At 71.4% G+C, this 23,824-nt stretch carries 20 protein-coding genes; 9 read left to right on the top strand and 11 right to left on the bottom strand.

Translation table 11 applies throughout. The features are described 5' to 3' along the window. The first annotated feature begins 92 nt into the window (after positions 1-92). On the top strand, positions 93-674 hold the full coding sequence (locus B5557_RS13145; protein WP_079664754.1) for a TetR/AcrR family transcriptional regulator: 582 nt from the start codon (positions 93-95) through the stop codon (positions 672-674). Here the strand turns inward: B5557_RS13145 and B5557_RS13140 are convergent. From B5557_RS13140 to B5557_RS13120, 5 genes are all read right to left on the bottom strand, one after another. After that, on the bottom strand, positions 649-1,368 hold the full coding sequence (locus B5557_RS13140; protein WP_079659299.1) for an ATP-binding cassette domain-containing protein: 720 nt from the start codon (positions 1,366-1,368) through the stop codon (positions 649-651). The genes B5557_RS13145 and B5557_RS13140 overlap by 26 nt on opposite strands. After that, the gene (locus tag B5557_RS13135) at positions 1,365-2,342 is read right to left on the bottom strand and encodes an ABC transporter ATP-binding protein (protein WP_079659298.1); all 978 of its coding nucleotides are present in this window, start codon (positions 2,340-2,342) and stop codon (positions 1,365-1,367) included. Before B5557_RS13135 ends, B5557_RS13140 begins: the two co-directional genes overlap by 4 nt. Then, complete coding sequence (locus B5557_RS13130) at positions 2,332-4,053, bottom strand: ABC transporter permease subunit (RefSeq protein ID WP_079659297.1); 1,722 nt, start codon at positions 4,051-4,053, stop codon at positions 2,332-2,334. Before B5557_RS13130 ends, B5557_RS13135 begins: the two co-directional genes overlap by 11 nt. Beyond that, the gene (locus B5557_RS13125) at positions 4,050-5,540 is read right to left on the bottom strand and encodes an ABC transporter substrate-binding protein (RefSeq protein ID WP_079659296.1); all 1,491 of its coding nucleotides are present in this window, start codon (positions 5,538-5,540) and stop codon (positions 4,050-4,052) included. The genes B5557_RS13130 and B5557_RS13125 overlap by 4 nt, the downstream gene beginning before the upstream one ends. A gap of 150 nt (positions 5,541-5,690) precedes the next feature. After that, a complete protein-coding gene (locus B5557_RS13120) occupies positions 5,691-6,899 on the bottom strand; it encodes a PucR family transcriptional regulator (RefSeq protein WP_079659295.1) in 1,209 nt (402 codons plus the stop codon). Between the two features lie 145 nt (positions 6,900-7,044). Between B5557_RS13120 and B5557_RS13115 the strand changes: the two genes are divergently transcribed. Together B5557_RS13115 and pruA are read left to right on the top strand one after the other, a co-directional pair. Then, the gene (locus tag B5557_RS13115; protein ID WP_079659294.1) at positions 7,045-7,971 is read left to right on the top strand and encodes a proline dehydrogenase family protein; all 927 of its coding nucleotides are present in this window, start codon (positions 7,045-7,047) and stop codon (positions 7,969-7,971) included. A gap of 58 nt (positions 7,972-8,029) precedes the next feature. Next, entirely contained in the window at positions 8,030-9,661 is a 1,632-nt protein-coding gene (gene pruA / locus B5557_RS13110; RefSeq protein ID WP_079659293.1) for an L-glutamate gamma-semialdehyde dehydrogenase, read from the top strand. Positions 9,662-9,762: 101 nt separating this feature from the next. Here pruA and B5557_RS13105 read toward each other — a convergent pair whose 3' ends face one another. Then, positions 9,763-9,969: a DUF5988 family protein gene (locus B5557_RS13105; protein WP_079659292.1), complete on the bottom strand. Its 207-nt coding sequence runs from the start codon at positions 9,967-9,969 to the stop codon at positions 9,763-9,765. A gap of 333 nt (positions 9,970-10,302) precedes the next feature. Between B5557_RS13105 and B5557_RS45690 the strand changes: the two genes are divergently transcribed. The 5 genes from B5557_RS45690 (at position 10,303) to B5557_RS13080 (ending at position 16,418) form a co-directional block, all read left to right on the top strand. Next, positions 10,303-10,434 carry a hypothetical protein gene (locus B5557_RS45690; protein WP_099935881.1) on the top strand — a complete coding sequence of 44 codons (132 nt, stop codon included), beginning with the start codon at positions 10,303-10,305 and terminating at the stop codon, positions 10,432-10,434. A gap of 171 nt (positions 10,435-10,605) precedes the next feature. After that, positions 10,606-11,649 carry a 3-isopropylmalate dehydrogenase gene (locus B5557_RS13100; RefSeq protein ID WP_079659291.1) on the top strand — a complete coding sequence of 348 codons (1,044 nt, stop codon included), beginning with the start codon at positions 10,606-10,608 and terminating at the stop codon, positions 11,647-11,649. A gap of 249 nt (positions 11,650-11,898) precedes the next feature. Continuing rightward, positions 11,899-12,987, top strand: coding sequence for a branched-chain amino acid aminotransferase (locus B5557_RS13095; protein ID WP_079659290.1), 1,089 nt, complete (start codon positions 11,899-11,901; stop codon positions 12,985-12,987). 381 nt (positions 12,988-13,368) lie between these two features. After that, positions 13,369-14,973 carry a citramalate synthase gene (gene cimA, locus B5557_RS13085; RefSeq protein ID WP_079659289.1) on the top strand — a complete coding sequence of 535 codons (1,605 nt, stop codon included), beginning with the start codon at positions 13,369-13,371 and terminating at the stop codon, positions 14,971-14,973. Positions 14,974-15,026: 53 nt separating this feature from the next. Beyond that, positions 15,027-16,418: a hypothetical protein gene (locus tag B5557_RS13080; protein ID WP_079659288.1), complete on the top strand. Its 1,392-nt coding sequence runs from the start codon at positions 15,027-15,029 to the stop codon at positions 16,416-16,418. A 124-nt stretch (positions 16,419-16,542) separates the two neighbouring features. On the opposite strand, the gene B5557_RS13075 is transcribed toward B5557_RS13080, so the two are convergent. From B5557_RS13075 to B5557_RS13055, 5 genes are all read right to left on the bottom strand, one after another. Then, positions 16,543-17,331, bottom strand: a complete 789-nt coding sequence (locus tag B5557_RS13075; RefSeq protein WP_079659287.1) for a S1 family peptidase — start codon at positions 17,329-17,331, stop codon at positions 16,543-16,545. A 163-nt stretch (positions 17,332-17,494) separates the two neighbouring features. After that, positions 17,495-17,995: a GNAT family N-acetyltransferase gene (locus B5557_RS13070; protein WP_079659286.1), complete on the bottom strand. Its 501-nt coding sequence runs from the start codon at positions 17,993-17,995 to the stop codon at positions 17,495-17,497. A 159-nt stretch (positions 17,996-18,154) separates the two neighbouring features. Continuing rightward, a complete protein-coding gene (locus B5557_RS13065; protein WP_143688174.1) occupies positions 18,155-20,224 on the bottom strand; it encodes a tetratricopeptide repeat protein in 2,070 nt (689 codons plus the stop codon). A 255-nt stretch (positions 20,225-20,479) separates the two neighbouring features. Next, complete coding sequence (locus tag B5557_RS13060; RefSeq protein ID WP_079659284.1) at positions 20,480-21,118, bottom strand: hypothetical protein; 639 nt, start codon at positions 21,116-21,118, stop codon at positions 20,480-20,482. A 94-nt stretch (positions 21,119-21,212) separates the two neighbouring features. Then, a complete protein-coding gene (locus tag B5557_RS13055) occupies positions 21,213-21,812 on the bottom strand; it encodes a YceI family protein (protein ID WP_079659283.1) in 600 nt (199 codons plus the stop codon). A 463-nt stretch (positions 21,813-22,275) separates the two neighbouring features. On the opposite strand from B5557_RS13055, the gene B5557_RS13050 reads away from it, so the two are divergent. Next, positions 22,276-23,808, top strand: coding sequence for an acyl-CoA carboxylase subunit beta (locus B5557_RS13050; protein ID WP_173877826.1), 1,533 nt, complete (start codon positions 22,276-22,278; stop codon positions 23,806-23,808). Positions 23,809-23,824 lie beyond the last annotated feature (16 nt).

Raw genomic sequence — 23,824 nt, 5'->3', positions numbered from 1 at the left:
GAACTGTACGGACGTATTAAACGGTTGTCTAGAACGAATGTATAAGTCATGCGTCTGGGACGGTTGTATGGATCCGGGGTAGGGTGGCGGGCATGGGACACCGTGAGGATCTGCTCGAAGGCGCCAAGCGCTGCCTGCTGGAGAAGGGGTTCGTGCGCACGACGGCGCGCGACATCGTGAAGGAGTCGGGGACCAACCTGGCGTCCATCGGCTACCACTACGGCTCGAAGGACGCCCTCCTCACCCAGGCGTTCGTGGAGCTGGTGCAGGAGTGGGGCGAGAAGTTCGACCCGGCCGACCGGCGCGACACCGAGGAGGGAGGCTCGCTGGAGCGGTTTCGCAGCGTGTGGACGCGGATGCTGGCGACCATGGACGAGTCCAAGCCCGTCTGGGCGGCCAGCCTGGAGATCGCGACGCAAGGGGACCGCGTCGGCGAGCTGCGGAAACTGATGGCCGAGGCCCAGATCGAGGGGCGCTCCGGGCTGGTCGCCATGTTCACCGGGCAGGAGGAGTCCACGCTCGACGACCGCACCGTCCAGACCGTCGGCGGCTTCTATCAGGCGCTGCTCAACGGCCTGATGGTGCAGTGGCTCTTCGATCCGGAGAGCGCGACGACGGCCGACGACCTGACGGAAGGGCTGCGCCGGGTCATCGAGGCGGCCGACGGGAAGTGACCCCGCCGATCCGGTCGACCGGATCGACTCGGCCGTCCCGCATCTCGATCACCCGGTCCGCGAAGTGCCGTACGACGGCCCGGTCGTGGCAGATGAAGAGGTAGCCGAGGCCCAGGTCGTCCTGGAGGTCGGCGAGCAGGTTCAGCACGCCGGCCCGCACGGACGGGTCCAGGGCCGACACCGGCTCGTCCAGGACCAGCAGGCGCGGGTCGGAGGCGAGGGCGCGGGCGATGCCCACGCGCTGGCACTGGCCGCCGGACAGCTCGGCCGGCCGGCGGTCGCCGTGCGAGGGGTCCAGGCCCACACGGTCGAGGAGTTCGGCGACGCGGGCCGGGCCGTCGGACCTGCTCCAGCGGCCCTGCACCTTCAGCGGCTCGGCCACCGCGTCGCGGATGCGGTGGCGAGGGCTGAGGGAGCCGTACGGGTCCTGGAAGACCGGTTGCATACGAGGACGCAGCGGGCGCAGCTCACGTTCGGTGAGGGACGTCAACTCCCTTCCCTCGAAGTGGACTTCGCCGCCGTCCGGGCGGCGCAGCTGGAGGACGGCCAGGGCGGTGGAGGACTTGCCGCAGCCGGACGGGCCGTCGAGGGCGAGGGTCTCACCCGGTTCGAGGGCGAAGGAGACATGGTCGACGGCGGTCGTCGCGCCGTGGCGGACGACCAGGTCGCGAACGTCCAGCAGAGGGCGGGTCATGCGAACTCCCTGAAGGGATCGGTGACTTCGGTGGCGCGATGACAGGCGACGAGCCGCCCTCCGCCCGTGCCGGGACCCACCTCCCGCGCGACCGGGTCCTCACGGCGGCAGACCTCCGCGACCAGCGGGCAACGCGGCGCGAAGGCACAGCCGGGCGGGACCGCGCCGGGACCGGGCGGGACGCCCGGCAGGGCGACCAGGCGCCGACGTGACTCGCCGGGGCGAGGGCCGTCGGGGTGGGGGAGGGCGGCCAGGAGGGCTGCGGTGTAGGGGGCTCGGGGGTGGGCCAGTATCTGCTGGGCGGGGCCGGTCTCCACGGCGCGGCCCGCGTACATCACCAGCACGCGGTCCGCGTGGCGTCGTACCGCGTCCATGTCGTGGGTGACCAGCACGAGCGCCGCCCCGGCCGCCTCCCGCTGCTCCGCGAGCAGTTCCAGCACGCGTTCCCGGCGGTCGGCGTCGAGGGCGGTGGTCGGTTCGTCGGCGACCAGGATCTCCGGCTCGTTGACGCATGCCATCGCGATGACGGCCCGCTGGCGCATGCCGCCGGAGTACTCGTGCGGATACGCGCGTGCCGCGCGGGCCGCGTCGGGGATGCCCACCCGGTCCAGTGCGGCCACCGCGCGGGCACGGGCCTCCCGCCGGGAGACGCCCTTCACCGACCGTACGGCCGCGGCGAGTTGGTCGCCGACCGGGTGCACGGGGGACAGCGCCGAGAGGGCGTCCTGCGGGACCAGCGCGATACGGCGACCCCGCGCGCCGGACAGGTCCGGGCGGACCGTACCGGACGTCGTGGCACCTCTCGGCAGCATGCCGAGCAACGCCCGCGCCGTCAGGCTCTTGCCCGCGCCCGACTCGCCCACCAGGGCGAACACCTCACCCGCCCGCACGTCGAACGACACCCTGCGCACCACCTCCGCACCGGCGAAGCCGATCCGCAGATCACACACGGACAACAACACGTCATACGCCAACGGGGGTCTCCTTCCTGACCGCGCGCCCCTGTGTGTACGCCGCTCCCGACACCGCGAGCCCCGCCAGCAGGGCGAGCGCGACCGCCGGGGCGAGGGCGGCCCACGGGGCCCGTTCCACGTAGGCGCGGGACTCGTCGAGGAGCAGGCCCCACTCAGGGGCGGGCGGCTGGGCGCCGAGGCCGAGAAACCCCAGGGAGGCGAGAGCGAGGGCGATGCCGGGCAGCCTGAGCAGCGCGTGGCGGGCGACCGGCGCGGCGACCGACGGCAGCACGTGCCGGGTGAGGATCCACGACGGGGGTGCGCCGATGGCCCGTTGGGCGGTGAGGAACGCCGACGCCCGTACCTCCTGCACCAGCGCCGCCGCGTGCGCGGCCAGCGGCGGCCACGAGATCAGGGCGACCGCGAGGGCCGCGCCGCCGGCGCCGGGTCCGGCCACCGCGGCGACCAGGATGCCGACGATGACCGGCGGCAGCGCGTTGGCGATGTCCGCCGCGCCCGCCGCGACGCCCGGCAGGAAGCCCAGGGCCAGCGAGAGGACCAGGCTGAGCAGGCAGACGCCCGCCGCCGTGCCGACGGTAGTGGCGGCGCCGTGGCCGAGCCGGGCCAGCACGTCACGGCCGAGTCCGTCGGTGCCGAGCGGATGCGCCCAGGACGGCGGGGCCAGCCGGACGGCCGTGTGCACCGCGTACGGGTCGCGCAGCAGCCCCCAGCCGATCGTGGTGAGGAGGACGACGGCGAGGGTCACGGGGATCGTCGGGTGCGTGCGCACCGGGCGGGCCCGGGGCAGGGTCAGCGAGGCGTCCCGCAGGGCCGGGCCCAGCAGCCGACGGCGGACGAGCGCCGCCAGCGCGCCGGTGACCAGGCCGAGCAGCAGCAGGGCCAGCACCGAGCCCTGGAGCAGCGGCAGGTCCTGCGACTTGGCCGCGCCGAGGGCCGTCCGGCCGATGCCGGGCACGGCGAACACCGTCTCCACGGCGACCGCGCCGCCCGTCAGACCCACGGCCGCCATCGCGAACTGCGGGACCAGCGACGGGAGTACGCGGCGCAGGGCGGCCGCCGAGACGCGGACGGGGCTCACTCCCGCGCCCCGCCACAGCTCCACCCACCGTTCGTCCAGCACGGCGGGCAGCGCGTCCGCGACCAGCCGGCCGAGCAGCCCGCCCGCCGGGACGCCGAGGGCGACGGCGGGCAGGATCAGATGCTCCGGGCCCGCCCACCCCGAGGTGGGCAGCCACCCCAGCCACACCCCGCACACCAGCAGACCCACCGTGGCCAGCAGGAACTCCGGTACGGCGGCCAGCATCGCGGCGCCCGCGCCGGCCGAGGCCCGCCCCCGCAGCAGCACGGGCGCGACCAGCGCGACGGCGAGCAGCAGCGCCACCCCGAGGGCCGCGCCCATCAGGGCGAGGGACACCTGGAGACCTGGCAGCACCGACGGCAGGACGCCGGCGCCGGAGACCCAGGACGTGCCGAGGTCCCCGTGGGCCAGGTCGGCGGCCCAGCTCCCCAGCAGGGAAAGGGGACCGGCGTCCAGGCCGAGGTCGCGGCGGATCGCGTCCAGGGCCTCCTTGGTGGGTTCCTGTTCGGCGGAGCGGGCACGTAGGACGGTCAGGGCGGGGTCGCGACCGGACAGCCAGGGCAGCAGGCCGACGGCGGCGACGACCGCGAGGAGCGAGACAGCCCGCGTGAACGCGGCTGCGGTGGGCCTCACTTGACGTACGTGGCGGCCGTGACGAGTTCCCGCTCGCGCGGGTCATGCGCGGCGCCGACGACCCCGGCGGCGTCGCCCTGGATCACCCGCTCGTGGAGCATGGGCACGGCCGCGTCGGTGGCGAGGACCGCGGCCTCGGCGGCGATGACGGCCCGGCGGCGCGCGTCACCGGTGGGCGTCCGGCCGGCCCTCTTCAACGCGGCGTCCACGGCGGGGTCGTCGAGCTGGGCGATGTTGAAGGAGCCGTCGGAGGCGAAGTCGCTGTAGAGGTAGGCGGCCGGGTCGCCGGAGTCCAGGACGGTGGCCCGGGAGAGGATGAAGGCGTCGAAGGCGCCGGCCAGCGCGTCCGCCTCGATGTTGGCGTACTCGCGCACCTCCAGCCGCACCGTGAACCCGGCTTTCCGCAGCTGCTGTTGGAGAGCCGCGGCGACCTCGGGAAGCTCGGCGCGGTCGGTGAACGTACCGATGGTGACGGTCTTGCCGGCCGGGTCGCCCGCCTCGGCCCGGGTCACCTGCTTGCGCAGCTCGGCCGCCCACGGCAGCGCGGGCCCGAGCAGCCCCTCGGCGACGTCGGCGCGCCCCTCGTACACGCCCTTCACGATCGACTCGGCGTCGACGGCCTCCCGGGCAGCGGCCCGCAGCGAGGCGTCCTTGAAGACGCCCTTCCCGGTGTTGAGGTAGAGGGTGTTGGTGCGGGGCATCGGCACCTCGGTGACGAGGTCCTCGTCGAGCAGCGCGGCCTGCGAGACGGGCACCGCCTCGACGATGTCGGCCTCGCCGCTGCGCAGGGCGGCGGCGCGGGCGGTGCCGTCGGGCACGAACCGTACGTCGATGCCCGGCGCCTTGGCCTTGGCGCCCCAGTAGGCGTCGTAGCGGTCGAGGGTGGCGGCGGAGGTGCCGTTCACCTCGGTCAGCTCGAAGGGTCCGGTGCCTGCGCCGACCGGGTCGACCGTCTTCCCCGCGTATGCCTTCGCCGCGAGGATCGACAGCTGTGGCGAGCTGAGCCGCTGCGGGAGAAGGGGGTCCTCGTCGGCGGTGGTCACGGTGACCGTGTCGGCGTCGGCGGCCCGCACGGTGAGTTCGACGCCGTCCAGGATGCGCGGCTTGGGGGAGGCGCCGGCGGCCTTGGCCAGCGATCTGACGACGGCGTCGGCGTCGAGCCCCGTCCCGTCGTGGAAGGTGACGCCCTTGCGTATCTCGAAGGTCCAGGTGCGGCCCGACTGCTGCCACTCGGTGGCGAGCGACGCCTTCGGATCGCCGTCCGCGTCCAGCTCGACGAGGGTCTCGGCGGTCGACCAGCGCGAGAGCTTGAAGGCGTCGTCGGAGAGCGGGGACAGGCCCGAGCGCGGGGGCTGCATCATCGCGAGGCGGATGCGGCGGCCGTCACCGGCTCCTTCGGCGGGGGTCCCGGAAAAGCAGCCGGTGAGCAGCGCGGAGGCCGCGGTGAGGGCGGTGACGGGGAGCAGACGGCGAGCGGGCAGGCGCACGGAACCCTCCGGGTAAAGGGGTGGTCAAGGGGAGCTGCGCCGACCTTAGCATGACGATAATCGTTTTCATTAGGCGGTCGTGCCTTGCAGCCGTGCCTTGCAGCCGTGCCTTGCGGCCGCTCCTGACAGCCGTGCCTTGCAGCCGTCCCTTTACAGTCGTGCCCCCTTCAGCGCCATGTGCAGCAGCAGCCGGTCCTCGCCGTCGTCCAGGTCCAGGCCCGTGAGCTGTTCGACGCGGGAGAGGCGGTAGTACAGCGTCTGGCGGTGGATGCCCAACTCCGCTGCCGTGCGGCCCGCTTGCCCCGCGCAGTCGAGGTACACCTCGGCCGTGCGGGCGAGTTCGTGGTGGGCGGGCGACAACAGGGCCGCCGCGGCCGGGTCCTGGGCGGTGTGCGGGGGCAGCGCGGTCAGCAGGCGGTACGGGCCGATGGCCGCCCACCGCGCCACCGGGCCGAGGCGGGGCTCCGCCAGCGCCGCCCGCGCCGACGCCGACGCCTCCTCCCAGGCCGGGCCGAGTTCCGTCAGACCGACGCGCCCGGCGGCGACCCCCGCCGCGACCTCTCCCGTCGACGCCTGACGTGCCCGCTCCAGCAGCCGGGCCGCCGCCGACGTGGCCGGAGCGAGGGTGTCCGCCGCGCGCAGACGGACCAGCAGGGCCAGCGACTGGGCATCCCCCACCGGCTCGAGCGCCTGGGAGGCGCCACCCCGCGGCACCGTGCACAGCGCCGTCGCCCCCGGCAGCGTACGCAGCGAGGGGGCGTCGTCCGGGTCGGCGGACGGCCACGGGGTCACGCACACCACCGTGTGCGGGCCGTCGGCGCGGGCGCCGAGCGCCGTGCGTAGCTCCGCCACCGCCATGTCCCGCGGCCAGCCGGGCTGCGCGGTCAGCACCGCCCGCAGCTCCCGGGTGAGGTCGGCGCCGTGCTGGGCCTCGTCGGCGAGCAGGGCCCCGATCCGGCCGGTGACCTCCATCGCGGCCGCCAGCTGGGCGTCCGACGGCCCGGGATCGTCGTCGAGCAGCCACACGTAACCGAGGACGACGCCCCGATGGCGGACGGGAAGGCACACCCGCCCCCGGTACACGCCGGCTTCCGGGGTCGGCGGGATCCGGACCGGACCGTCGGCGCGTGTGATGCCGAAGCCCTCGAACCACGAGCGGACGGCGGCCGTGGAGCGACGGGTCAGGATCGAGCGGGTGCGCACCGGGTCCAGCGCGGACGCGTCCAGCTCGCCCTCGCTGTCGTACACGCCGAAGGCGAGCAGCTCGAAGTCCCGGTTCTCCAGCGTCGCGGGGGCGCCGAGCAGCTCCGAGATCTCGTCGACCAGCTCCTGGTAGTCACCCCTGTTGTCGGCCGTCACATGGGCATTCTCCCCCGCTCCGCCGATCCTTCATACATCTGTCTGAGATCTGCGGCACGGATGCGTGACAGCTGTCGATGGCCCACGATCGGAGGGATCCTTAGGTTTCACGGTGGTTCTATCTGCTGGTTTGTGGAGGTGCCCCGTGCTGGGTCCCGTGATTCTCGCCGCGTCGCGCAGCGACCGGATGCGACGCCTGATCTCGGCGGCCCCGGTGACGAAACAGGTCGTCGACCGCTTCATCCCCGGCGAGCGGGTCGACGACATCGTGCCGATCATCGAGGAGCTCACCGCGAAGGGTCTGGAGCTGACGATGGACGTCGTCGGCGAGGACATCACCACCCCCGAACAGGCCGCCGCGGCCAGGGACGCGTACCTGGAGCTGGTCGACCGGCTCAGGGAGCTGGAACTCGGCGAGCGAGTCGAGATGTCCGTCAAGCTGTCCATGTTCGGCCAGGCGCTGGACGGCGGCCACGAGCTGGCCCTCGCCAACGTGCGCCCGGTCGTCGAGGCCGCCGCCGCCATCGGCACCACCGTCACCCTCGACGCCGAGGACCACACCACCCTCGACTCGATGTTTGCCATCCACGAGGAGCTGCGGAAGGACTTCCCGCAGACCGGCTGCGTCATCCAGGCTTACCTCTTCCGCACCGAGGCCGACGCCCGCCGGCTTGCCGCGAGCGGCAGCCGCGTACGGCTCGTGAAGGGCGCGTACAAGGAGCCCGCCGAGGTCGCCCACCAGCACAAGCAGGAGATCGACAAGGCGTACGTCCGGGTCCTGAGGACTCTGATGGAGGGCGACGGGTACCCGATGATCGGCTCCCACGACCCGCGCCTCATCTCCATCGCGCAGGAACTCGCCCGCAAGGCCGGACGCAAGCTCGACGAGTACGAGTTCCAGATGCTGTACGGGATCAGGAGCGACGAGCACCTGCGGCTGGCCGCCGAAGGGCACCGTATGCGCGTCTACACCGCCTACGGCACCGACTGGTACGGCTACTTCATGCGGCGCCTCGCGGAGAAGCCGGCGAACCTGCGCTTCTTCGTCCGCTCGATGGTCAGCAAGGGCTGAGCCCACCACCCCCGCCCGAAACACCCGTCACACCCGCTCAGAAGGAGTCACGGAAAACATGGACGCTGTGACCCAGGTCCCCACCCCCGTCAACGAGCCGGTGCACGGCTACGCCCCCGGCTCGCCCGAGCGCGCCCGGCTGGAGGCCAAGCTCAAGGAGCTGGCCGACAACCCGATCGACCTGCCCTGCACCATCGGCGGCGAGCAGCGGATGGGCGGCGGCGACCGCTTCGACGTCGTGCAGCCGCACAACCACAAGGCGCGCCTCGGCACCTACGCCAACGCCACCCAGCAGGACGCGCAGGACGCCGTCGACGCGGCCCTGGCCGCGGCGCCCGCCTGGCGTGCCATGTCCTTCGACGACCGCGCCGCGATCATCCTGCGCGCCGCCGAACTGCTCGCCGGCCCCTGGCGCGAGACCCTCGCCGCCTCCACCATGCTCGGCCAGTCCAAGACCGCCCAGCAGGCGGAGATCGACTGTCCCTGCGAGCTGGTCGACTTCTGGCGCTTCAACGTCGCCTACGCCCGCCAGATCCTCGCCGAGCAGCCCCCGGCCAACTCGCCGGGCGTCTGGAACCGCCTCGACCACCGCCCGCTCGAAGGCTTCGTCTACGCGATCACGCCGTTCAACTTCACCGCCATCGCGGGCAATCTGCCCACCGCGCCCGCGCTGATGGGCAACGTCGTGGTCTGGAAGCCGTCCCCGACGCAGACCCACGCCGCCGTGCTGCTCATGCGGCTGCTGGAGGAGGCCGGTCTCCCCAAGGGCGTCATCAACCTGGTCACCGGTGACGGCATCGAGGTGTCGAAGGTCGCCCTGGCCCACCGCGACCTGGCCGGCATCCACTTCACCGGCTCGACGAAGACCTTCCAGTACCTGTGGAAGACGGTCGGCGCCAACATCGAGAAGTACCGCTCCTACCCGCGGCTGGTCGGCGAGACCGGCGGCAAGGACTTCGTCGTCGCCCACCCGAGCGCCGACCGGGCCGTCCTCAAGACCGCCCTCACCCGGGGCGCGTTCGAGTACCAGGGCCAGAAGTGCAGCGCGACCTCCCGCGCCTACATCCCGGCGTCGATCTGGAACTCCGGCTTCAAGGAGGAGTTCGCGGCCGAGGTCGACCAGCTGACCATGGGCGACGTCACCGACCTGTCGCACTTCATCGGCGCGGTCATCGACGAGCGCGCGTTCGCCAAGAACAAGGCGGCCATCGACCGCGCGCAGGCGGACCCGACCTGCACGATCGTCGCGGGCGGCAGCTACGACGACTCGGTCGGCTACTTCGTCCGCCCGACCGTCGTGGAGTGCTCCGACCCGCAGAACGAGGTCTTCACGACCGAGTACTTCGGCCCGTTCCTCGCCGTGCACGTCTACGAGGACGACCAGTACGACGCCATGCTGACCCAGATGGAGTCGGTGTCGGACTACGCGCTGACCGGCTCCGTCGTCGCGGGCGACCGCGCGGCCGCCGCGTACACGATGGACAAGCTGCGCTACGCGGCCGGCAACTTCTACATCAACGACAAGTCGACCGGCGCCGTCGTCGGCCAGCAGCCCTTCGGCGGCGGCCGTGCCTCCGGCACCAACGACAAGGCCGGCGCCCCGCAGAACCTGATGCGCTGGACGCTGACCCGCGCCATCAAGGAGACGCTGGTCGCGCCGACCGACTACACGTACCCGCACATGGGCTGACCCCCGACCACGCCAACGGGCCGGGTCCGTCACGGACCCGGCCCGTTCGCGTGCGCCGCGCCGCGCGAGCCGCTGGTGCTCTGCCGGGGCGGAGGACTTCCTCACCCGGGCAGCTCGGTCCGCTCCCACCACTCGTACACGGGCAGCCTGCCCTCCGGCGTGTTCCCGTGCCGCGAGGTCGCCTTGAAGTGCTCGTATCCGCCGAGGAACTCGATCTTCACATCGGATCCGGGGGGCGGGAGGGGGACGATCCGTTCGGGCAGATCGTCCGGACCGCCCTCGAGTAGTGCCTTGGCCGTGTCGCTCATGACCTCACCGTTCCCGTTGCCGGAACCCGATGTCGCGCCCGCGCCCAGGATCAGCCGTTCGGGCGCTGGTCCGGGAGCCGCGGGCGTCAGCGAAACCGCAGCTCAGCGGGGTGTGACCCCGTACGCCGTCTCAGATAGTAGGAAGTCCGACTAATTGTAGAGACAGGCGCGTGCTCCTCCCTTAGCTTTGTAGGAGCCGAACGTCTCGCTCGACCAAGCGAATGGCGGTCGTGAGCCGGGCCCCGCGCAGGCAATCCCTGCGGCCCGCTCCCCGCCCCCCGGCGTCTCGTATCCCCTCCCGTGCTCCCTGGATTTCGAAGGAGTCGATTTCCCATGGCCGAGACGACCGTCCGCCGCCGAGTCCGTCACATCTCCCGTACGAGCGAGTCCGACCGCAAGAACGCCGCCGCCGCCCTCCAGCGCGCCCTCGACCGCCGCGACAACGGCGGCGAGACCGGCCACTGAGCCCAGCCGCCGCACGTCCGGGAGCCGCACCCGCAGGGGGTGCGGCGCGGGCCCCGAACGGGACTTCGGGCCCCGCGCCGCACCTCGCCCCCTCCCGTTCGCACCCCGGCCGCCATGTCCGTATGGCGGACGGTCCGTGTCATCCCATGGGACGAGGAGTAGGGTTCCCGCATGTCTCGCAGCCTCAATCTCGCAGTGATTCCCGGTGACGGCATCGGCCAGGAGGTCGTGGCCGAAGGTCTCAAGGTCCTCTCCGCCGTCCTCCCGCAGGATGTGAAGCTGGAGACCAAGGAGTACGACTTCGGCGCCCGGCGCTACCACGCCACTGGTGAGACCCTCACCGACGCCGACGCCGAGGCGCTTCGCCGGCACGACGCGATCCTGCTCGGCGCGATCGGCGACCCGAGCGTCCCCTCCGGTGTCCTGGAGCGGGGTTTCCTGCTGAAGCTGCGGTTCCTCTTCGACCACCACGTCAACCTGCGTCCGTCGAAGCTCCTCCCGGGAGTCGCCACGCCGCTGGCCGGCCAGCCCGAGATCGACTTCATCGTGGTCCGCGAGGGCACCGAGGGCCCGTACACCGGCAACGGCGGCACCATCCGCAAGGGCACCCCGCACGAGGTTGCCACCGAGGTCTCCGTGAACACGGCGTTCGGTGTCGAGCGCGTGGTCCGGGACGCCTTCGCCCGCGCCCAGGCCCGCCCCCGCAAGAAGCTCACCCTCGTCCACAAGAACAACGTGCTGGCCTTCGCCGGTCACCTGTGGACGAACATCTTCAACCAGGTGGCCGAGGAGTTCCCCGAGGTCACCACCGACTACATCCACGTCGACGCGGCGACGATCTACCTCGTCACCGACCCCGGCCGTTTCGACGTGATCGTCACCGACAACCTCTTCGGTGACATCATCACCGACCTCGCCGCGGCCGTCTCCGGCGGCATCGGCGTCGCCGCGAGCGGGAACATCAACCCCTCCGGCGAGTTCCCGTCCATGTTCGAGCCCGTGCACGGCTCGGCCCCGGACATCGCCGGCCAGGGCAAGGCCGACCCCACCGCCACGGTCCTGTCCGTCGCCCTGCTCCTGCGCCACCTCGGCTACGAGGCCGAGGCGGTCCGCATCGAGGACGCCGTCGCGATCGACCTGGAGGAGCGCGGTGCGCTGCCCGCGCGCAGCACCTCCGAGATCGGTGACGCGCTCTCCGTACGAGTAGCCGGCTGACCCGCGCTGCACGAAACCTTTCGAAGCCGCCGGGTTCGCATCAGCACCCGGCGGCTTCCGCATGTCCCCCGCCGGGTGTCACCATCAACCCTGGGTCGCATTCACGCCGTTTTGGCCCTCGTCCGCCGCTTGCGATAATCGAACGCGGAGCCGCGGTATGAGGGAAAGCTCGGACGTCCTGGTACGGGCCATCGGCCATACGGACGTGAGCGCGGCCCGTCACTACACAACCGGTGAAGGACACCACTCATGACGACGCCCACGATCGAGCTCAAGCCCTCCGCCAGCCCGCTCTCCGCCGCCGAGCGGCAGGCGATCCTGGCGAACCCCGGGTTCGGCCGCCACTTCACCGACCACATGGTGACGATCAAGTGGACGGAGGGCCGCGGCTGGCACGACGGTCAGCTCGTTCCGTACGCGCCGATCCCGCTCGACCCGGCCACCATGGTCCTGCACTACGCGCAGGAGATCTTCGAGGGCCTGAAGGCGTACCGCCGTCCCGACGGCTCCGTCGCCACCTTCCGCCCCGACCAGAACGCCAAGCGTTTCCAGCGCTCCGCACGCCGGCTCGCCATGCCCGAACTGCCGGTCGAGACGTTCATCGAGGCCTGTGACGCCCTCGTCGGCCAGGACAAGGACTGGGTGCCCGCACACGGCGGCGAGGAATCCCTCTACCTGCGCCCCTTCATGATCGCGACCGAGGTCGGCCTGGGCGTGAAGCCGGCCAACGAGTACCTCTTCATCGTGATCGCCTCGCCGGCCGGCGCCTACTTCCCGGGTGGCGTCAAGCCCGTCTCCATCTGGGTCTCCGAGGAGCACGTCCGCGCCGTCCCCGGCGGCATGGGCGACGCCAAGACGGGCGGCAACTACGCCGCCTCCCTGCTCGCCCAGGCCGAGGCCGCCGCGCAGGGCTGCGCCCAGGTCTGCTACCTCGACGCGGTCGAGCGCAAGTGGGTCGAGGAACTCGGCGGCATGAACCTGTACTTCGTGTACGGCAACAAGATCATCACGCCGTCGCTGACGGGCTCCATCCTGGAGGGCGTCACCCGTGACAGCCTCCTCAGCGTCGCCCGCGACCTCGGCTACGAGGCCGAGGAGGGCCGCGTCTCCGTCGACCAGTGGCAGCGCGACTCCGAGAACGGCACGCTGCAGGAGGTCTTCGCCTGCGGCACCGCCGCCGTGATCACCCCGGTCGGCACGGTCAAGCGCACCAGCGGCGAGTGGCAGCAGTCGGGCGGCGAGCCCGGCGAGGTCACCCTCAAGCTTCGCCAGGCCCTGCTGGACATCCAGCGCGGCACGGCCGAGGACAAGCACGGCTGGATGCACGAGCTGGGCTGAGGGCGGGTTCGAAAGTCCCGTCGAGGGCCACTCCGTCCGGGGTGGCCCTTCGGCGTCTCCGGGTTCCGCGCCCGAGTGCGCTCTGCTCGCATCCTGAGACACCCGGTGAGCACCGGGGCGGTCTGTGCCAGACTGCGTCCGTGCTCTCGTTCGCCATGATTATTGGCAGCAGGCGCGCCGGTCCGCAGTGACCGCTCCGTACGACCAGGTACGAGCGGCCATCGTCGTCCTCGACCCGCGCGCAGACCTCTCGCACCCGCGAGGGGTTTTTCGCTTTTCTGGCCCACCCACAGCCGGAGGCGAGAGCGCGAGGGACCATGGGGGGACGGTGGAGCCGGTCATCCGGTAACGACCGAGATCCGACACAGGAGCCTTCAGACCATGACCGCAACCAGCGAACTCGACGATTCGTTCCACGTCTTCGACACCACCCTGCGCGACGGCGCGCAGCGTGAGGGCATCAACCTCACCGTCGCCGACAAGCTGGCCATCGCCCGGCATCTGGACGACTTCGGTGTGGGCTTCATCGAGGGTGGCTGGCCCGGCGCCAACCCGCGCGACACCGAGTTCTTCGCCCGCGCCCAGCAGGAGATCGACTTCCAGCACGCCCAGCTCGTCGCCTTCGGCTCGACCCGCCGGGCAGGCACGAAGGCGGCGGAGGACCCGCAGGTCAAGGCGCTGCTGGCGTCGGGCGCGCCGGTGATCACCCTGGTCGCGAAGTCCCACGACCGGCATGTCGAGCTAGCCCTGCGCACCACGCTGGACGAGAACCTGGCGATGGTGAGCGACACGGTGTCCTTCCTGAAGGCCCAGGGCCGCCGGGTCTTCATCGACTGCGAGCACTTCTTCGACGGCTACCGCGCGAACCCCGAGTACGCCAAGGCGGTCGTCCGGGCGGCGGCCGAGGCCGGCGCGGACGTGGTCATCCTGTGCGACACCAACGGCGGCATGCTTCCCGCGCAGGTCCAGGCCGTCGTCTCCACGGTCCTCGCCGACACCGGCGCCCGCCTCGGCATCCACGCCCAGGACGACACCGGCTGCGCGGTCGCCAACACCCTCGCCGCGGTGGACGCGGGCGCGACGCATGTGCAGTGCACGGCGAACGGCTACGGCGAGCGGGTCGGCAACGCCAACCTGTTCCCGGTGGTCGCCGCCCTGGAGCTGAAGTACGGCAAGAAGGTCCTGCCCGACGGCAGGCTCCGTGAGATGACGCGCATCTCGCACGCGATCGCCGAGGTCGTCAACCTCACCCCGTCCACGCATCAGCCGTACGTGGGAGTGTCCGCCTTCGCCCACAAGGCGGGTCTGCACGCCTCCGCCATCAAGGTGGACCCCGACCTGTACCAGCACATCGACCCCGAGCAGGTCGGCAACACCATGCGGATGCTGGTGTCGGACATGGCGGGGCGCGCGTCCATCGAGCTCAAGGGCAAGGAGCTCGGCGTCGACCTGGGAGGCGACCGCGAACTCGTCGGCCGGGTCGTGGAGCGGGTCAAGGAGCGCGAGCTCAAGGGCTACACCTACGAGGCCGCCGACGCCTCCTTCGAGCTGCTGCTGCGGGGCGAGGTCGAGGGCAGCCCGCTGAAGTACTTCGAGGTGGAGTCCTGGCGGGCCATCGTCGAGGACCGCCCCGACGGCACCCACGCCAACGAGGCCACGGTCAAGCTGTGGGCCAAGGCCGAGCGCATCGTCGCCACGGCGGAGGGCAACGGCCCCGTCAACGCCCTGGACCGCGCGCTGCGCGTGGCGCTGGAGAAGATCTACCCCCAGCTGGCCAAGCTCGACCTGGTCGACTACAAGGTCCGCATCCTGGAGGGCGTCCACGGCACCCAGTCCACCACCCGCGTCCTGATCTCCACGAGCGACGGCACGGGCGAGTGGTCCACGGTGGGCGTGGCGGACAACGTCATCGCCGCCTCGTGGCAGGCCCTGGAGGACGCCTACACCTACGGGCTGCTGCGGGCGGGAGTCGACCCGGCGGAGTAGGCCCCGACCCCACTGTGTGTCCGGTTTCATGGGGCTTCGGGTAGCTTCGAGGTATGAAGGTCGCGATCCCGACCCGCCCTCCCCGAGGCCTCACCGGACCGCTGCCGGCCCTGGCGCTCGTCGTCCTCATGGTCCTGGCCGTCCTCATGCCGGCGGGCGCCCCGCGCGCCACCGCGGCCACCACTGATCCGACGAGCGTCTCGGCCATCGCCGCTTCCCTCCGCGAGAGCCCGGTCTACGTCGATCCGCAGGCGAGCGGCGAGCTGTCCCAGGCGGACGCGCACGCGCTCCAGCAGCGGATCGAGGACGCCGGCAAACCGCTCTTCATCGCCGTCCTGCCCGCCGGCCGGCCCACGCAGAACCTGTTCACCGACCTGCGCACCGCCACCGGAGTCACCGGTCTGTACGCGATCCGCCTGGGCGACCGCTTCGACGCCCGCGCCGACTCCTCGGTCCTGCCCCGCACGGCCGTCCAGAACCTGGTCACCAGTGTCCGCGGCGAGAGAGACGCCAACAGCCAGCTGACGGACTTCACCGACCGGGCGCTGGCCAACATGGGTGGCTCGGCCCCCGCGAGCTGGAGCTCCTCGGGCGGCGACGGCATCTCGTCCACCGCGCTGATCACCGCGGGCGCGGTCCTGGTGGCCGGCGGCGCCGGGGCGTACGCCCTTGTGCGGCGCAACCGCCGCCGGCGCGCGGAGGAGCAGCGGGCCGCTCTCGACCGGCTGCGGGTCGTCGTGGACGAGGACATCACGGCCTTCGGCGAGGAACTCGACCGCCTGGACTTCCACCCGGCCGAAGCGGGCGCCGACGACGCCATGCGCGCCGACTACGAACGCGCCCTGGACGCCTACGAGGAGGCGAAGTCGCTGATGGCGGCGGCCCTGCGTCCGGAGGACGTCCGCCCGGTCACCCAGGCGCTGGAGGACGGCCGTTTCTCCCTCGCCCAACTCGCCGCCCGCCGCGAGAGAAGGCCGCTGCCCGAGCGCCGTCCGCCCTGCTTCTTCGACCCCCGCCACGGCCCCTCGGTCACCGACGCCACCTGGACGCCGCCCGGCGGGGCCACCCGTGAGGTCCCGGTCTGCGCGGCCGACGCGACCCGTCTCGCCGACGGCCGCGACCCGGTGATCCGCGAGGTCGACAGCGACTACGGCCGCCGCCCCTACTGGGAGGCGGGACCGGCCTACGGCCCCTGGGCGGGCGGCTACTTCGGCGGCGGCATCCTGCCCGGCCTCCTCGTCGGCACGATGCTCGGCTCCCTGATGGCGACCCCGTCCTACGCCGCCGACTACGGCACGGGCTACGGAGACTTCGGCGGCTACCAGGGCGGTGACGTCTCCGGCGCCGACTTCGACCCCGGCGACTTCGGCGGCGGCTTCGGCGACGGCGGGGGAGGGGACTTCGGCGGCGGCGGGGGTGGCGGCGACTTCGGCGGAGGGTTCTGACAGACGTGAGGACCGGGCCACGGGCGCGAAGCCTACGGGCACGGGCCCGGCGCAGGGTGGCGCCGGGCCCGTGGACCTCGTACGAGGTGGCTTGCGGGGGTGGCCTACGCGGCCGGGGTGTGGGTCAGAGCGAGGCCGCAGCCGACGCTATGGCCGAGGCGAAGGTGGACACCTCGGAGTAGACGCCGGGGGCGTTGGGCCGGGCGCAGCCGTCGCCCCAGCTGACTATGCCGACCTGGATCCAGGCGCCGGCGTTGTCCTTGCGGAACATCGGGCCGCCGGAGTCGCCCTGGCAGGTGTCGACGCCGCCCGCGGCGAAGCCGGCGCAGATCTCGTCGCCCGCGACGAGGCCGCTGTAGAGGCCGCCGTACGCCTTGCAGGTCGCGTCGCTGATGAACGGCACCGTGGCCTTGAGCAGGTAGCGCTGCTGGGCGCCGCCCTCGCGGGCCGCGCCCCAGCCGGCGACGGTGAAGTCGCCGGTGTTGTACTGCGTGGTGGTGGCGATCTTCAGGGTGGGCACGGTGGTGATGGGCGAGGCGAGCTTGATCAGCGCCCAGTCCTTGCCGTTGCCGTTGTAGCCGGGGGCCCGGTACACGTACGTGGACTTGACCTGGACCCGGCCGCTGGTGGACTGCAGGTCCACGACGCCGGCGGTGGCGGTGATGCTGGTGTTGGCGCCGGTCCCGCTGACGCAGTGCGCGGCGGTGAGCACGATCTGCTGGGTGTAGAGCGCGCCTCCACAGCCCATGGAGAGCCGGACCATGAACGGGAACTCGCCCTGCGCTGCGCGGGTTCCGCCGATGACGGGCGCGGGCGCGGCCTGCGCGGCCGAGAGGGGCTGGAGGCTGGCGATCGCGAGGGCGGCGGCGCCGACGGCGGCGAATCTCTTGAGCGCCGTGAGGAGCTTCTTCAAAGTGCTGCCTTCCGTGGGGGGTTGGCCTGGATTTGGTGGGGACATGTCAACGCATACCGCAAAGGAGGGCCCATGCGCTGACATGGTCAGGTCAAATCTGTTGCTGGATTATGGGAACGCCCCGACCCCTCACACAAGGGGGCTGATTCAGCCACCTGCCGCGTCAGTCCCCGGAACGCCTAACGGGAGCGAGCGAGGCGAGCGCGTCGAGGGGCTCACCACTCAGGCGGCACACCCTCCACTCGTCGAGGAACTCCACCCCGAGCGACTTGTAGAAGTCGATCGTCGGCTCGTTCCAGGCCAGCACCCACCACTCGAACCGCTCGTAACCCTTTTCCCGGCAGAGCGCGGCGAGCGACGCGAGCAGCGCCTTGCCATACCCACCACCACGGGCCTGCGGCCGCACGAACAGATCCTCCAGATGCATGCCACGCGTGCCGGTCCAGGTCGAGAACCGCGGAAACCACAACGCGAACCCGACGACCTGCCCGTTCTCGTCATCCTCGGCGATCAACACGAACGCGGCGGGATGCTCCCCGAACAACGCCTCAAGCAGCTGCTCCTGGCTGGCCCGAGCCTGCTCCAGGGCCTTCTCGTACTCGGCGAGCTCGCGAATCATCGCGCGTATCTCGGGCACGTCGTGCGGGGTGGCGGCTCGAATCACGCGACGGACCCGAGCTGAGTGAGGAAGTCGCTCCAGGTGTCGGCGGCGACGCGGGGTTCAGCGACGAACTGCGCGCGGCCGACGACCGGGGAGTGTGGTGCTGGTGGATCCGGCGCGGCTTTACGCGGGGAAGTAGCACGGGTTCGCGCCGAGCCCGGTTCACCGGGCACCGGGCGGCCCGCCGGCGTCATACCGTTGCGCGGCCAGCCGCAGGGCCTGCTTCGCTTCCTTCTCCGAGCCGGCGTATTCGAAGCAGGCGGCGGCGGCTCTCAGGGCGTATTCGGCCTCGGCGTGGCGGCCCAGGACACGCAGGGCCTGGCCGTTGCAGAGGGCAGCTGTCGCTGCCGCGTGGGGGTTGTCGAGTGCGGTGTGGAGGCGGGCGGAGCGCAGGTACTCGTCGGCGGCCAGGTCGGGGCGGCCGGCCGCCAGCGAGAGGTGGCCCAGGTGGGATCGCGCGGTCGCCTCGCCGGCCTTGTTGCCCAGTTCGAGAGCGATGCGGAGGGCTTTGCGGGTGTTGGCGAGCGAGTCGTCGTATCGTCCCAGCGCGTGGAGGGTGACGCCGTAGTTGAGGAGCGCGGCTCCCTTTGCGCGCCGGTCGCCGAGCGCTTCGTAGAGGCGCAGGCTGCTCCGATGGGCCCGGACGGCCTCGGCGTACCTGCCCAGCCTGCTCAGGACGATCCCGAGGTTCGCCCACGCGCCGCCTTCCGCCCGCTGGTTCCGCGTCTCGGCGCAGAGCTCTGTCGCGCGGCGCAGAAAGGGGACCGCCTCCTCGCCCCGGCCGAGGGTGGCCAGGCTCATGCCCAGCGACTGGCACGCGGCGGCCTCGGCCGCCGTGTCGCCCAGACGCCGCGCGGTCCGGTGCGCGGCCGTCGCCACCTCCAGCCAGTCGTGGTGGGCCCGGCGCAGATGCAGGTACATGTCGAGATTGAGCCCCAGTGCCATGGCCTTCCTGGCCCGCTCCGGGGCGTCCGTGTCCATCCACCGGGCCAGGCCGAGGAGCATCTGGCGTTCCACGTCGAGCCAGTTCAGCGCGCGCAGGTAGTCGCCGCCGAAGGAGTCCAAGGAGTCGGGGACCTCGGGGTGCATGCCGGGCCAGAGGCAGTTGTTGGCGGACCGCACACCGATCTCGGAGATGTCGAGGAGGTGCCCCAGGGCGGTCTCCGTCTCCTGAGCGGTCTCCGGGTCCGCGTCCGACACGCTGCGGACGTACACCTGGACCAGGTCGTGCATCCGCCACAGCTCGCCGCCGGGGTCCGCGGTCAGCAGGGACGCGGCGACCAGGTCGTCCAGCAAAGGCCGCAACTCCTCCAGCTCCATGTTCGCGAGGACGACCGCGGAGCCCATCCACACCTCGGCTGCGGGCGCCTGCCCCAGCGCCCGCAGCACCCGGGCCACCTCGGGCTCCAACCGGCCGTACATCACATCGAAGACCGGCCGCAGCGCCAGCTCCCGCCGGTACTGGTCCACCCCCTTGAACCGCAGCGCCCGGATCCGGTCGGCGGCGGTGCGCAGTTCGGCGGTCAGCGTGCTGACCGGGCGAGGTTTACGGCGTCGTAGCAGCGCGGCGGCGATCAGCAGGGCGAGGGGCAAGTGGCCGCACAGGGCCGCCAGTTCACGGACGGCGTCGGGTTGTTCGGTGGCGCGCCGGTCCTCGGGGTCGTGTTCTCGCAGGGAGCGGTCCACGAGCAGACAGGCGTCGTCGGTCTCCAGCAAGCCGATCGTGAACTGCCGTACGGGGAGGGAGTCCTGGACGTCCCGGGAGGTCACCAGCACGCGGTGCCCGTCGCCTTCCCCGGGCAGCAGGGGGGCGACCTGAGCCGGGTCGGAGACGTTGTCGAGGACGATCAACACCGGCTCGCGGCGGGCGAGTTCGGCACGGTAGCGGCCGAAGAGGTCCTCGTCGCCCGGCCCGTCCTCGCCGAGCACCCGCAGCAGCGACAGCACGGCGTGCTCGGGGGTCGCCGGGACCTCGTCGTACCCGCGCAGGTCCACGAAGAGCGCCCCGCCGGGGAACCAGCCCCGTGCGCGTGCCGCGTACGCCACGTGCAGGGCGAGGGCCGTCTTGCCCACACCGCCCAGACCGGCGACGGCGGCGACACCGACGCCGACATGGACACCGTCATCGACGGCTCTGCCGGGCCCGGCGGCCGGATCGAGGATGTCCAACAGTCGCTCGGCCTCGGTGTCCCGGCCCGTGAACAGGGCAGGTGCGCCTGGCAGGTTGGACACGGCACCGAACGGCGGGGCAGCGGTCGCCGATCCGATGACGGGCCCAAAGAAAGCATTCCCCCAGAACTCGACATGATCGCGGTCTCCCACCGGCCCCGCCCCCCTTCGCCGCCGCCCGACCGAGCGGCCATCGCTCTCTCCTTCCCCCGTGCCCCCGCCCTCGACGCCTGACCGCCGGAAGCCGCGGCCACCGACCCGGTCCACGTGAACAGCCGTCAGTCCACGTGGACCGCGGTCGGCCCGGGCGGACCCCCGTCAGTCCTGGACCGCCGCCTTCGCGAAGCCCAGCAGCCCGCCGAAGTCGATCCCGCCGGGGTCCCCGTGCGCGTTCTCGGGCACGTGCATGTGCCCGCACACGCCCTTGAACGCGTTCCACTGCGCCCCGTTCATCCGCTGCCCGCCCCCGTTGCCCGCGGACTTCGGGTACGCGGGCCACAGCGTCGGCCCCTGCAGCGGCACGTTGTGGTGGATGTGCATCCACGCCAGGTACTGGGCGACCCCGCGCAGCGCCCACTCCGGGGCCTTCGGCCAGTAGACGTGGGCCCGGTCGCCGGCGCTCAGCCGGGCGTGGACGTCGGGGTCGCAGGTGCCGACGAGTTCCGCCTGGCACACGTTCAGCGTGTTCGTCTGGACGCCGCCGGGCGGGTTGGCCAGCGCGCGTGAGGAGACATCGATGTCGAAGTGCTGGTACCACTTCAGCCGCTTGGCGGCGAAGTCCGGCACCGCTGTCAGGTTGGGCGCGACGGCGCCGCCCTGGTAGTCGGGCAGCGAACTGCCCTCCGTGGTGTGCAGGACGACGACGTTGACCTCCATGCGGTCACCGCCGAAGTGGTCCTGGTACCAGTGGTCGCGGTTGGCGCCCGGGTAGTGCTGGGGTCCGGTCATGGTGCTCATGCCTCGTGACTGTGACACAGAGCACAGCGAGAGGCCGGGAGCTACTCGCTTCCGGCCCCTATCCGCCGATTTCTTACGAAATTCGACGGCTGTCTTACGCGTTCTTGATCGCCGAGATGTCGAAGTTCAGCTTGATCTTGTCGGAGACCAGGACGCCGCCCGTCTCCAGCGCCGCGTTCCAGGTCAGGCCCCACTCCGAGCGCAGGATCTCGGCCTTGCCCTCGAAGCCGACGCGCTCGTTGCCGAACGGGTCCTTGGCGGCGCCGTTGAACTCCAGGTCGATGGTGAGCGGCTTGGTGACGCCGAGGATGCTCAGGTCGCCGGTGATGCGGTAGTCGTCGCCGCCGAGCGCCTCGGCGGAGGTGGAGCGGAAGGTCATCGTCGGGAACTCGTCGGTCTTGAAGAAGTCCGAGCTCTTCAGGTGGCCGTCACGGTCGGCGGAGCCGGTGTCGATGCTGTCCATCTTGACGTCGATGGTGGCGGTGGACTTCGACGGGTCCGAGCCGTCCAGGTGCAGCGAGCCGGTGAAGTCGATGAACTTGCCCTTGACGTTGGTGACCATCGCGTGGCGCGCGACGAAGCCGAGCGTCGAGTGCGCCGGGTCGATCGTGTAGTCGCCGGTCAGGGCGGCGAGGTCGGGGTTCACCGCGTCGGCGGCGGTCTCGTCGGTGTTCTTGCGGCCGAAGATGCCCATGACGTGCTCCTTGGGTGGGGAGGGGGACGGGGACGGAGACGGGGACGGGACGAGGAAGATCGATGATGTTTAATCTTCAAGGACGTCAACGCGACCGACCGTAGACCTATTCCGTTCAACATTCAACATAATCCGGAGTGTGTTCCCCTGATTGCTCCATGTGATGATCGTGAACGGCCGTCCGGGTCCTCCCGTTCACCCTGGGGAGGGCATGCGCCCCCTCGAATGTGAGCCGGGTCTCAGCCCCGGCTTTGTTCGACCTGAACAAGCCCCAGGCCCCCTGAGCAGTTGGAACGCCTGTGTGCCCGCCTGGTTCTGTTCAGTGCTACCAGGAAAACGCGTCGGAGACTGTACGGAGTCGACGTCCCTCTTTTCTTGGCGGGCTTCGTAAGGTCGCTACATGACCGTTTTGGAAGAGACGACGGGTGAGCCGACCGGGGAACCCACGGACGCGCGCGGCCGCGTGGCCGAGCTGCACGAGATCCGTGCCCAGGCGCTGGCCGGCCCGAGCGAGAAGGCGACCCAGGCGCAGCACGCCAAGGGCAAGCTGACCGCCCGGGAGCGGATCGAGCTGCTTGTGGACCCCGGGTCCTTCCAGGAGGTCGAGCAGCTGCGCCGGCACCGGGCGACCGGGTTCGGCCTGGAGGCCAAGAAGCCGTTCACCGACGGTGTCATCACCGGCTGGGGCACGGTGGAGGGCCGTACGGTCTTCGTCTACGCCCATGACTTCCGCATCTTCGGCGGCGCGCTGGGCGAGGCCCACGCCACGAAGATCCACAAGATCATGGACATGGCCATCGCGGCCGGCGCCCCGCTCGTCTCCCTCAACGACGGCGCCGGCGCCCGCATCCAGGAGGGCGTCTCCGCGCTCGCCGGCTACGGCGGCATCTTCCAGCGCAACACCAAGGCCTCCGGAGTCATCCCGCAGATCAGCGTGATGCTCGGTCCCTGCGCGGGCGGCGCGGCCTACAGCCCCGCCCTGACCGACTTCGTCTTCATGGTCCGCGAGACCTCGCAGATGTTCATCACCGGCCCGGACGTCGTCAAGGCGGTCACCGGCGAGGAGATCACCCAGAACGGCCTCGGCGGCGCCGACGTGCACGCCGAGACCTCCGGCGTCTGCCACTTCGCGTACGACGACGAGGAGACCTGCATCGCGGAGGTCCGCTACCTCCTGTCGCTGCTCCCGCAGAACAACCGCGAGAACCCCCCGCGCGTCGAGTCCGGCGACCCGGCCGACCGCCGCAGCGACGTCCTGCTCGACCTGGTCCCGGCGGACGGCAACCGCCCGTACGACATGACCAAGGTCATCGAGGAGATCGTCGACGACGGCGAGTACGTCGAGGTCCATGAGCGCTGGGCCCGCAACATCATCTGCGCCCTGGGCCGGCTGGGCGGCCAGGTCGTCGGCATCGTGGCCAACCAGCCGCAGTCCCTCGCCGGCGTCCTGGACATCGAGGCGTCGGAAAAAGCTGCACGCTTTGTCCAGATGTGTGACGCTTTCAATATCCCGATCGTCACCTTCCTGGATGTCCCCGGGTTCCTCCCGGGCGTCGACCAGGAGCACGGCGGAATCATCCGTCACGGCGCGAAGCTGCTCTACGCCTACTGCAACGCGACCGTGCCGAGGATCTCGCTGATCCTGCGCAAGGCGTACGGAGGTGCCTACATCGTCATGGACAGCCAGTCCATCGGTGCGGACCTCACCTACGCCTGGCCGACGAACGAGATCGCCGTGATGGGCGCCGAAGGTGCCGCCAACGTCATCTTCCGGCGTCAGATCGCCGAGGCCGGGGACCCCGAGGCCATGCGGGCCCGCATGGTCAAGGAGTACAAGTCCGAGCTGATGCACCCGTACTACGCGGCGGAGCGCGGCCTGGTCGACGACGTCATCGACCCCGCCGAGACCCGCGAGGTCCTCATCAGGTCCCTCGCCATGCTGCAGTCCAAGCACGCCGACCTGCCCTCGCGCAAGCACGGCAACCCCCCGCAGTAACCCTGCGGATCCTTCG

Source organism: Streptomyces sp. 3214.6 (assembly GCF_900129855.1).
Taxonomy (GTDB): Bacteria; Actinomycetota; Actinomycetes; order Streptomycetales; family Streptomycetaceae; genus Streptomyces; species Streptomyces soliscabiei.
This window is presented reverse-complemented; position numbering and strand designations above follow the sequence as displayed.